The 9,796-nt window shown below is 67.0% G+C and carries 11 protein-coding genes; 7 read left to right on the plus strand and 4 right to left on the minus strand.

Going from position 1 to position 9,796, the window contains the following annotated elements:
• Positions 1 to 145: 145 nt before the first annotated feature.
• The 3 genes from ACZ7IB_RS46235 (at position 146) to ACZ7IB_RS46245 (ending at position 2,440) form a co-directional block, all read left to right on the plus strand.
• Positions 146 to 649: a GNAT family N-acetyltransferase gene (locus ACZ7IB_RS46235; RefSeq protein WP_470921177.1), complete on the plus strand. Its 504-nt coding sequence runs from the start codon at positions 146 to 148 to the stop codon at positions 647 to 649.
• 82 nt (positions 650 to 731) lie between these two features.
• Positions 732 to 890: a hypothetical protein gene (locus ACZ7IB_RS46240; RefSeq protein ID WP_470921179.1), complete on the plus strand. Its 159-nt coding sequence runs from the start codon at positions 732 to 734 to the stop codon at positions 888 to 890.
• A 446-nt stretch (positions 891 to 1,336) separates the two neighbouring features.
• A complete protein-coding gene (locus ACZ7IB_RS46245; RefSeq protein ID WP_470921181.1) occupies positions 1,337 to 2,440 on the plus strand; it encodes a hypothetical protein in 1,104 nt (367 codons plus the stop codon).
• An 8-nt stretch (positions 2,441 to 2,448) separates the two neighbouring features.
• On the opposite strand, the gene ACZ7IB_RS46250 is transcribed toward ACZ7IB_RS46245, so the two are convergent.
• A complete protein-coding gene (locus ACZ7IB_RS46250; RefSeq protein WP_470921182.1) occupies positions 2,449 to 2,820 on the minus strand; it encodes a hypothetical protein in 372 nt (123 codons plus the stop codon).
• A gap of 46 nt (positions 2,821 to 2,866) precedes the next feature.
• Here ACZ7IB_RS46250 and ACZ7IB_RS46255 point away from each other — a divergent pair, with 46 nt between their 5' ends.
• Positions 2,867 to 3,310: a hypothetical protein gene (locus tag ACZ7IB_RS46255; protein ID WP_470921183.1), complete on the plus strand. Its 444-nt coding sequence runs from the start codon at positions 2,867 to 2,869 to the stop codon at positions 3,308 to 3,310.
• 399 nt (positions 3,311 to 3,709) lie between these two features.
• Here ACZ7IB_RS46255 and ACZ7IB_RS46260 read toward each other — a convergent pair whose 3' ends face one another.
• The gene (locus tag ACZ7IB_RS46260) at positions 3,710 to 4,486 is read right to left on the minus strand and encodes a MerR family transcriptional regulator (RefSeq protein WP_470921184.1); all 777 of its coding nucleotides are present in this window, start codon (positions 4,484 to 4,486) and stop codon (positions 3,710 to 3,712) included.
• Positions 4,487 to 4,490: 4 nt separating this feature from the next.
• The gene (locus ACZ7IB_RS46265) at positions 4,491 to 4,649 is read right to left on the minus strand and encodes a hypothetical protein (RefSeq protein ID WP_266816795.1); all 159 of its coding nucleotides are present in this window, start codon (positions 4,647 to 4,649) and stop codon (positions 4,491 to 4,493) included.
• A 342-nt stretch (positions 4,650 to 4,991) separates the two neighbouring features.
• Between ACZ7IB_RS46265 and ACZ7IB_RS46270 the strand changes: the two genes are divergently transcribed.
• A complete protein-coding gene (locus ACZ7IB_RS46270) occupies positions 4,992 to 6,221 on the plus strand; it encodes a serine hydrolase domain-containing protein (RefSeq protein WP_470921204.1) in 1,230 nt (409 codons plus the stop codon).
• Positions 6,222 to 6,642: 421 nt separating this feature from the next.
• Here ACZ7IB_RS46270 and ACZ7IB_RS46275 read toward each other — a convergent pair whose 3' ends face one another.
• The gene (locus ACZ7IB_RS46275; RefSeq protein ID WP_470921186.1) at positions 6,643 to 6,975 is read right to left on the minus strand and encodes a DUF3307 domain-containing protein; all 333 of its coding nucleotides are present in this window, start codon (positions 6,973 to 6,975) and stop codon (positions 6,643 to 6,645) included.
• A 715-nt stretch (positions 6,976 to 7,690) separates the two neighbouring features.
• On the opposite strand from ACZ7IB_RS46275, the gene ACZ7IB_RS46280 reads away from it, so the two are divergent.
• Both ACZ7IB_RS46280 and ACZ7IB_RS46285 read left to right on the plus strand, forming a co-directional pair.
• The gene (locus tag ACZ7IB_RS46280; protein ID WP_470921187.1) at positions 7,691 to 8,098 is read left to right on the plus strand and encodes a hypothetical protein; all 408 of its coding nucleotides are present in this window, start codon (positions 7,691 to 7,693) and stop codon (positions 8,096 to 8,098) included.
• A gap of 122 nt (positions 8,099 to 8,220) precedes the next feature.
• Positions 8,221 to 9,660 (plus strand): lipase family protein, encoded by a 1,440-nt coding sequence (locus tag ACZ7IB_RS46285; RefSeq protein WP_470921189.1) that lies wholly within the window; start codon positions 8,221 to 8,223, stop codon positions 9,658 to 9,660.
• The last annotated feature ends 136 nt before the right edge of the window (positions 9,661 to 9,796 follow it).

Below are 9,796 nucleotides of genomic sequence, written 5' to 3' on the forward strand. Positions count from 1 at the left end.
CTGGTCACACTGGAGACGGCAGCACCAGGCCATCGCCAACGAACACCACCGCAGACGCCGCAACCTCGAACTCGCCCTGAACTACAACTGAAGGGACTAATACTCCAGCTGTAGTTCGTGGTGATCCGTGGGGCAAAGTGGGGGCATGACTACGTACGAGACGATGTCGTTCCACCTTGAGACCGAGCGGCTGATACTGCGGCCGTGGGCCGAGTCGGACGCCGCTGAGTTCTGCGCCCTCCTCTCCGAACGCGGCAAGGGGACCCCCACGGTTGAGCACATCCGGACGTCCATTGCGGAGCTGCTCACCGCGACGGCGACGACGGGGATCGCCCTGTTGCCCATCCAGCGCCGTGACGAAGGCGACTTCATCGGCTACTGCGGGCTGATCATCGGCCGCTCCACCGTGGAGGAGCCGGAAATCGCGTTTGAGTTGTTCCAGCGCGCGCATGGGCGTGGCTACGCCACCGAGGCGGCCAGCGCGGTGCTCGATGCCGCTATCGCGACCGGGCGGAAACGGCTCTGGGCGACCGTCGGCGCGTGGAACACACTGTCTTTCCGTGTCCTTGAGAAGCTCGGGTTCGAGCGGGATCACGTTTCCACGGACGACAGCGGTGAAGTGGTGTGGCTCACACGCTCGTTGCCGTGACGCGAGAGCGCGCTCCCGGAGCTTCATGCTCACGTGATCGAGTGCCCTCCGACAGAGCGCCAGGCATGCCGAGATCGGTTACTTGGCGTTGACGGAGCCGTTCCGCATCAAGCTGCGCCAGCTTCTCCTCTGGGCTGGCGAGGCTGCCTTCAAGCCCTCCGATTTTACCGAGCGATCCCTCGCGGCCTGCTTTGGTGATTCGGGCGACCAGGTTGTCACGGTTCTCGACAAGACGGTGTGATCCTGTCCACACGCCACACCAAGCCCAGTTGGCGAGGCCATAGGGTGCGCTGATGGAAACGGAGTAATGCCGTACCAGCCGAGTGACGCGATCAGCCCTGTACCCGGCCATCGCCACGGGGTGCCTGTTCCTCGCCGTCGCTGCGGGCTGGAGCAGCGTGTTGCTCGTCGTCCTTGGGCACGTGATCCCCAGTTGGGCAGTGAGCGCAACCCCTGCTCTTCGTGTCGCTGGTCCTTATGCGTGTCGCTGCCGCGCGGCACCGGCCGGAGGCTGACCGGACGACACCGCGTCGTGTGACTCTGTCACGATTCATACGTGGCCTGCTGGCGGCCGTAGCCGGACTGGGCAGTGCGTTCGGCGTGTTGGGCGACCTCAGTTCGGATTACCACGTTCTTCACCGCACAGGCCCGCACGGTTGCACAGCCGTTGTGCGGGAGACGTCGTTCTTGTTCGCCGGCAGCGGCGAGGTGTACGCGGTGGGCCCGACCGGCATTGCCTGGCTGCCGTCGGGTTCCTGGCAGGCTGATGACGGCTACCGCCCCATTGCCGCGGGCACGTACGAGCTGCGCTGGAGCCGGGACGGGGGCACCCTGCTGGTCAGGGGTACTGAGGGCAATCCGGTCACTAGCCCGGCATCGCCGGTCGGCAAGGCCGTCAAGGGCCGCCGCTGGGGCGGCGAGCGTGATGAATGGGTCGTCGTCGAGGAGGTCGTCCGCGCCGTCTCTCTGGCCGGGCAGCTGACCGATGCCGAGCCCGGGCAGTTGCTGTTCGGCGCTTTCCACGGCTTCAACAGCAATGGGGCGATGGACTGGCTGCGGCGGTGGGTGGCATCACCGGCCGGCGAACGCCTTGGCCTGGAGCCCATCCCTGACCGGCCGGTCCATCCCCGCAGCCTGCGCCGGACTCTCGCGGTTGAATTGGCAGCTCGGCCCGGTGGGCTGCTGGCCACGATGCTGCACTTCAAGCAGCTGTCTGTGGTCACCAGTGAGGGATACGCTCGCCGGCCCGGGGGCGCCCAGGCCGTCTTCCACCAGGAGTGGAAGAAAGCCGAGGCGGACGAGAAACTGCACCGGACCGTTGAAGCGTTCCGCCAGTTCCAAGAGGGGCAGCTGCCTGCCGGTCCCGGAGCGGATGCTCTGATGGCTGCCTTCCGCGCGGTCGAGGACGAACTCCAAGGACACGAGCCCGGCCCGGCCAAGGTGATCACCGACCGGCAGGTCGAACTGCTGCTCAAGAAGAAGGCCGTGGTCCTGCACTTCTCCGCCGCGAACTACTGCTGGTTCGAGGACCCGGCCAAAGCCTTGTGTCTCAAGTTGGCCGGCGCCAAGTCAGCGGCGGCTCCGCTGACGGGAATGTGTGACAGCTCCCGTTGTCCGCAGGCCACCCACCATCTCCTGCACCGGCCCGTCTGGCAGACCGCAGCGGACAACGGCACCGCCCTGCTGGCCAGCCCGCGCATCCCGGTCAGTGAGAAGAACCGGCTGCGGGCCGAACATGAACGGTCCATGCGGGCCCTCGAAGGCATCGACAAGGCGGCCGGCATCCCGTGACGACGTGGTCAGGTGACGAGACGCCCATCCTGAGGGTCGAAGCAGACGAGGCCGAGTGCTCGGCCCCGTTCCGCAGCGAACTGCGCGGCCTGCTGGTACTTGCTGAAGACCATGCCGAAGCAGAACAGAGGACCGCTGGCATTGTTGATCAACGGCCCGTCAGACCAAGGGCTCGCGTCTTCGTCCTCGTCGTCGTCATCGGGGCTGAGGTCGGGCCAGCGCTTCGCCAGTTCGCCGACGTATTGCCTGATCAATGCGGTCGGCGGGACGCTCTGGTCTCCCATGAACTCAGCATAGAGATCCTCAAAGGCCGCGCTAGCCGCCGCATCGTCGGCAGGGCGCAGCCCCTCCCAGACAGCCAGGTCGTAACTTATGGGCACATTGTGCTTGGCGTGACTGACAATCTCACGAGAAGCGCGGGGAGACGTGGGGCTCAGCGCAGAGCAGCGTGACCAGGCCGAACGGCGGATCCGCGCGGCTATCGACCGGCTCCTCATGGGCCAGATCCCTCCCGGCGGGGCATGTGACGTCAAGACGCTCGCCCGCGAAGCGGGTATTTCGCGCGCCGCCCTCTACCGAGCTTGGGGCCATCTCAGGGATGAGTTCGAGAAACGGCGGGCCGCCGCCAGGGCCGCAGGCCAGCAACCCGACCCACGCGAGGCGCGGATCGCTCGGTTGCGGGACCCCAACCAGAGGCTCACCAGCAAACTCGTCCGCACTCACACCGAGTTCAGCCAGCTCAAGGAGCGGCACCAGCTGGCCCTGTCGGTCTTGGCGGCCAAGGACGACGAGATCCAGCGGCTCCGCCGTGAGCTGAGTACGTTCAGCCGTACTTTCCCGACCCACGTCACAGAACAGGGGCAGGGGTGATGGCACTCCCTGAAAACGGTCACCCCTTGCTCGGGGGTGACGCCGGACCTGCTCGATGGATCTCCCCATCCACATGCCGTCTGACCTGCCGCCAGGGCCACCTGGCCGGGGCCGAGCCTGAGTCTTTGACCGCCGGTGCGACGGTTAGCTCCCGGCGTCCCTTGCGCGGATGCTCGAAGTCCCCTGCACAGGACCGTGAGCTGATGGGGCGGTCATTTTGGCGAGGTGTCGCTCCCGCCCTGCGCTGAGTGCGGACAGGAGCCGGCCGGGGTGCTCGGCAATGGCATCTTCAGGGAGGTGCCCGTGGCGGGCGAGTGCGTCCGCCGGGCAGATTCCGGTTCGGACGCGGCGGGGCAAGGCGGGCGTCCCGCCGCGGCACCGGGGCCTGCTGGGCGGCCGTCACTGATGCGGGATGTCGATGCCGGCTGCGCGCAGGTTCTCCTCGACCAGTGCGTTCAATCGGGCGATGGACGGCTCCTGGTCTTCGCGGTGGTGGTTGACCAGTCCGTACCGGGAGGCGGCGTCGGACTGGTTCTGAGACCCGGTCGGCAACGCCAGCAGAGCGCGGTCGGCCAGCAGCTTGTCGGCCAGCGCGGACGCCAGCTCCTCGATCCGCGGGTCGTCCAGGTCCCAGGACGTCGCATCCAAGCCGCGCTTGGTCAGGTCGACGAACTCGGGATCGTCCAGCCCGTGTTCGAGCCGGGTCAGGAAGCTGTCGAAGATTTCCGGGACCAGTGCCCGGGCCAGCACCAGGGCCTCCCGTTGAGTGGCCACGTAGTCGGGGCTGAAGCTGAGATCGGCGAGTCGGTCCAGGACCGCGCAGGCCCGGTCGGGCAGCAGGGCCCTGTCGCCTTGGGCGAGCCGGTGCAGCGTGTCGCGGCGCGCGATCAGGTCCTCGATCTGTTCGGTGAGTCGGCGATGGACGCCGTCCAGGGTGGCGGCGAACCGCTCGGGTTCGGCGTCGAGCAGGTCACCGATCTCGGCCAGTGGCACGCCGGCCCCGGCCAGGGTCCGGGCCTGAACCAGCCGGAGGAGATCAGCCGACCCGTAACGGCGGTAGCCGGAACCGTCACGTTCCGGCTCGGCGACCAGGCCGAGCCGGTGATAGTGCCGCACGGTCTTGATCGTGACGCCGACGAACGCCGCCGCCTGACCGATCGTCAATCCGTCTGCCATCGGCTCAACACACCTCCAGATCGTGGGCGGCTGCGGTCTCGCGAACCGCGCCGTCGACGGCACGGGAGTCCTTGCGCAGGATTGAGCCGTGGGCGCCGGCGACCTTCGCGCTCACCTTGAGGTACGGGTTGCGGGCGATCACAGGGGCGAGGGTAGCGCGCATGTGTTCCCGCTCATCACCCTCGTCGCCGAGGGTGGCAGCCGAGCGGCCACGTACCGCACCGGGACGGTCAACGTGTCGAGGACCGGGTCGAGCGCGGCGTGGAGTGGGTGGGGCTCGGCGGCGATCTCGGCGTGCCGACCGGCGCGGACCGGCGGTCAAAGCCGGTTCCAGGCCCGGTAAGCCTGCGATCGGTGCCGGTCAGCCCATGGCCGCGATAGAAGTTGACCTTGACCTTGGGTCAGGGTGCACGCTCATCGCATGGCCGCCTCGAAGGGGGCTCGGTCCTCTCCTCCCGGCGGAGGGTTCCAGGGGAGCGAATACATGCAGACAAGGACATTCATGATGAGTGAAAGCAACAGCGGCTTCTCCGAAACAGGGCTCCGCAGACTGAGCGAGGTGCTGGCACGCCATGTCGAGTCCAAGAGGATTCCCGGGCTGGTCGCCCTGGTCAGCCGCGGCGGCCGGACGCACGTCGAAGCGATCGGGACGATGCGTCATGACGGTGGCCCTCCCATGCGCCGGGACACGATCTTCCGGATGGCGTCCACCTCCAAGCCGGTCACGATGGCGGCGGCGATGGTCCTGCTCGACGAGTGCAGGCTGCGGCTGGACGAGCCGGTGGACCCCTGGCTGCCCGAACTCGCCGACCGCCGGGTGCTGAAGCGGCCCGACGGCCCGCTGGAGGACACCGTGCCAGCCCAGCGGCCGATCACCGTACGGGACCTGATGACCTCCACGTTCGGGCTCGGAGTGGATTTCGATCTGCTGGACTCTCCGATCAGGGCAGCGACGTTCGAGCGGACCGACTACAGCGTGGCCTCCGGGCCGGCGCCCGACCCGGTCGAGTGGATGCGCCGCCTCGGCGAGCTGCCGCTGTCGTACCAGCCCGGAGAGCGGTGGCAGTACGACCTCAGCAACGAAGTACTCGGCGTGCTTGTCGCCAGGGTCACGGGCCAGCCGTTGGAGGCGTTCCTGCGCGAACGCATCTTCGATCCGCTGGGGATGAAGGACACCGCCTTCCACGTGCCCGCTGACAAGATCGACCGGCTGCCGCCCCTTTACGGGCCCGACCCGCAGACCGGAGAGTTCCTCGTGTGGGACGAGGCGGCAGGCGGAAGGACCAGCCGGCCTCCGGCGTTCCAGGGCGCCGGCGGCGGGCTGGTCTCCACCGCCGACGACTACCACGCCTACTTCCAGATGCTGCTGAACCACGGCATGCACGGCAGCGAACGGATCTTGTCCCGGCCCGCCGTGGAGCTGATGACCACCAACCGCCTCACGCCTGAGCAGCAAGCTGCCCGGGCCACCATGTACAGGAACATCGCCCACATCACGGTCGGCCAAGGGCAGCAGGGCGGCTGGGGCTTCGGGATGGCAGTGCGCACCTATCGTGGCGACCACGCGCCCATCGGCCAGTTCGGCTGGGACGGCGGTACCGGCACCACGACCTACGCCGACCCGGACAACCAGCTCACCGGAATTCTGCTCACCCAGGTCGGGATGTCCACCCCGGACTCGGCGCGGCTTATCCACGACTTCTGGGCCACGCTCTACCAGGCCATCGACGACTGACACCGAGCGCGCTGAGCTCGGCGCGGACGGTACACCTGCGCAGACGCCGGGCCGAGCAGGCACAACCGGTCCACCTTGCCTGACCCAGACGACAACTCATGGACGTGCGTGAGGGGCTGGCCTGAGACAGGTGACTGCACGGTCTATCGGAAGGGCTCGCGTCCCAGGGCTGACCTCGATCAGGTCGGCGCTCACTTCCGATCCCCACTCCTTTCAGGAACGGAGCAAGTGGGGCGACGAGTAGTCCTGGCCGATTCCAGAGATCCTCATCAGGGGGACGACGCCAAGGGCGTCCCCCTGCTTCGCCGCTGATGTCACGTCAGGGTGATCAGCAGGGCCGAGACCCACAAGTAGAAAACATGCTGGGCCTGGTCGACGGAGTATCGGCCCTGCGGGTTCTTCGCGAACTCGCCACTGCCGGTCAGGACCATCCATGCCCTGACCGGCCATCGGCGGTCCCAAAAAGCCGTGGGTGACGGCCGAGAACGCGATCCCCCGCCGCGGCCCCGGTCCAACCGATGGGAAGGTCGAGCAGGACCGTCGTCACCGCGAGCATCACGGCTATGACCAGGTGATAGACGGCGATGTGAGCGATCAGAGCGCGCCACGACTCAGCAGCGGTCGGACCGCCGGACCCGGGTTCGGGACGGCCTTTGTCCGCTGCCCATTTGTCTGTCTGCCAGCAATGATCCGCCCAGACATGGGCGGCGAACAGCACCGCGAACACTGCGGCGAACACGGCTGCGGGCATCATGCCGTCACCCCCAGGAGTGCACTTCGAGGCGCAACATCGGTACCCATCAACCGAGACACACGAGCCGAACCTCGAACTGACGGCGGCCGTCGATCTCCCCTCGAAAGCGAGACACCGAGGAGGGTGGACACAGCCTTCGCCGCGTTAACCCAGAAATCGCCGATCGCGCTGGCGGCGCGGGTCAGTCCGAGCAGGGCCGCGAAGGTGGCGGGACGGTGCATGCTGGATCTTCTCTGATCTCGAAAGGGTGAAGGGAGCGGGCGGCCGGTCCTTCGCCGATGCGCGGCCGTCCGTTGGGAGCCCCGTCCCGGCCTGTGTGGCTGGGACGGGGCTCGCGCTATGCGGCCAGCCGGTGCGTGACCGGGGCTGGGGAGGCGATGTAGGTGTCGGGGCTGGGCACGTAGCCGGTGTGGCAGGCGTCGCAGCACCCCTTGGTACGCAGCGGTACTGGCGCAGGGTTGCTGTTTCCGAACTGCGGTATTCCGGCCTACGCGCCCTGGAGCGGTCGGGCCTTCCTACCGTTCGGGGTGATCACAGTGAACCGGCAGTCCTGACGGGACACCTGCGTGATCACCGCTCTACTCCGGCCGCATGACGGGATATCCGGGTTTCGGAGCGCTCATCGCGCGGTTGGCAGATGTCAGGAATCTGGGTGCCGGTTCCCTGTCCGACCAGGCAGGAGTTCCCGAAAGAGAGCTGCTGAGGGTGCTGGAGGGTGTCCAGCCCACCCCGTCGCTGCTCGCCCGTGCTCGGTCTGCATGCCGCTGACCTGTTCGTGATCGCGGGCGCGGCGGTACCGGACGATCTCGCCCCACGGGACGCCCAGGCTCGCGGCGAGATCCCGGGAGCGATGAAAGCGGCCAGCCAACTGCCGCCGGCCAAGCGCGCCGAGTTGCGTCGACTCGTCCGTTCGCTGCCCCATGGGGGTGCACGGCCGACCGCTCCCGTGCGGGTGCATGCGCCGGCCACCGGTTCCGCGGCGGCCGTTCTGGTTCGTATGGTCATGAACCGGAACCTCGACTGGACCGGGACGGCGAAGGTCTTCCTGGTCGTCACCGACTGTAAGGTCCCGCTGGTCGGCCCCTATTCCGAACGAGTGAACCAGAGAGCGCAAAGAGTCTGACATCCGTCAGGACACTGAGCATGCAAATGCATTGGAATGGAGATGTTTGACGATGGCTGAAGACTTGAGGAGCGACCATGGCGGCGGCATAACAGTCCACTCCGATCACGCCTCAGGTTGCCATGACCCTGGCCGCGATCGCGGCAACTGGAGCGACTCCGTGTCCGTCGGGGGAGACCCTGCAAGCGCAGACCGAGCGGATCAAGCTCGGCATCACCCGGCAGTTGTCCTCCCCCCTGACGAAAAGCTGGACACCGACGTGGCTCGCGTTGAGCCCGGACAACGCGAACATGGCGTACATCGCCAAGAACAACGACGGCTCGAACCAGTTTGCCGTGGTCGTCCGCGGGACGATCGCCAGCGTGACCGATATTCTCGAAGACCTTGACGTCGGCACGGTGGTGCCGTTCACCGCCAGCGGGTCGAAGTCCCCCATCTCCGTGTCGAAGGGGGCGATGGACGCGTTCACTCAGGTCGTCGACATGCGTTCGCTCGACACCGGCTCCAATCTCGTGCAGGCGCTCGCTGGGCTCTTGACGGGGGTACCGCAGCCGACGGTCTACGTGATCGGTCACAGCCTGGGTGGTTGCATCGCGACCATGGTCGCGCTGTACCTGAAGGCGCAGACCTGGCAGAAAAGCCAGCCGCAGTTCGGGATGGTCACCTTCGCGGCACCCACCGCCGGTCCGGAGAGCTTCGCCGGCTACCTCACCTCCCAGTTCGGGAGCATGAACCAGCGCTACGTCAACGCCTACGACGTGGTGCCGCTGGCCTGGGCCGATCTCCCCACCGCGGAGAGTTGGTACCCGGATCCCGGACCAGCAGCGACCCTCGACGTGAAGGTGCTCCTCGGGGCGATCGCAACTCTGCGCGGGAACAATGTCTACGTTCAGCCGGGCACTGCCGTCAGCAAGAACACCGACTGCAAGATCCGCGACGACAATTTGGTCAAGGCCTCGGTTGCGGATTTCCTGGGCCAGGTCGAATTTCAGCACGCCAACTCAACCTACCTCAGACTGCTGGATGCGCCCGTCCTCTCCGGGCCGCCGGCGGTGACCAGCGTGACCCCCAACTTCGGCGCATCGGGCACACAGGTCACTATCAAGGGCCGTGACTTTAGCAAGGATTGCGACGTCGACTTCGGCCCCGTCCCGTGCCAGAAACCCCCCAAGATGAACCCTGACGGCACCATCACTGCCGAGGTGCCCGACGGGACCGGCGTCGTCGACGTGTACGTCACCAACCCCCTGGGCACCTCCCCGGCCGTCCCGCTCGGGCAGTTCGCCTACGGCGGGCCCGAACCCGTGGTGGTCACCGGCATCACACCGGACAGGGGCAGGGCCAACGACTCGATCACCATCGCAGGCGGGGGCTTCGCGAAAGGCGCCACCGTGCATTTCGGGAAGAACACCTCGCCATCCGTCCAGTTCGACTCGGACAAGATCGTCGCCAAAGCACCCCCGTCGGGCAAGCCCACGAGCACGACTGTGGACATCACCGTGACCGTGAACGGCTACTCGTCCCCCACCAGTCCAGTCGACGAGTTCATCTACACTGGGTGACACCGGAGTCGATCAGCTCACTGGTCCCGGGGGGGGGGGGGGGGGGGGGGGGGGGGGAAAAGGGGGGGGATGGAGGCAACGGGGCGAGAAAAGCAACCCCGAGCAGAGATGGGATTGTGCTCTCGGTCGAGAACGA

This window comes from Streptomyces sp. NPDC037301 (genome assembly GCF_055602785.1).

What these genes read in the sequence shown, in the direction of transcription:
- ACZ7IB_RS46235 (WP_470921177.1), top strand. Translation starts at nt 146, where the DNA reads ATGACTACGTACGAGACGATGTCGTTCCACCTTGAGACCGAGCGGCTG.
- ACZ7IB_RS46260 (WP_470921184.1), bottom strand. Translation starts at nt 4,486, where the DNA reads ATGGCAGACGGATTGACGATCGGTCAGGCGGCGGCGTTCGTCGGCGTC.
- ACZ7IB_RS46265 (WP_266816795.1), bottom strand. Translation starts at nt 4,649, where the DNA reads ATGCGCGCTACCCTCGCCCCTGTGATCGCCCGCAACCCGTACCTCAAG.
- ACZ7IB_RS46270 (WP_470921204.1), top strand. Translation starts at nt 4,992, where the DNA reads ATGAGTGAAAGCAACAGCGGCTTCTCCGAAACAGGGCTCCGCAGACTG.
- ACZ7IB_RS46275 (WP_470921186.1), bottom strand. Translation starts at nt 6,975, where the DNA reads ATGATGCCCGCAGCCGTGTTCGCCGCAGTGTTCGCGGTGCTGTTCGCC.
- ACZ7IB_RS46285 (WP_470921189.1), top strand. Translation starts at nt 8,221, where the DNA reads ATGACCCTGGCCGCGATCGCGGCAACTGGAGCGACTCCGTGTCCGTCG.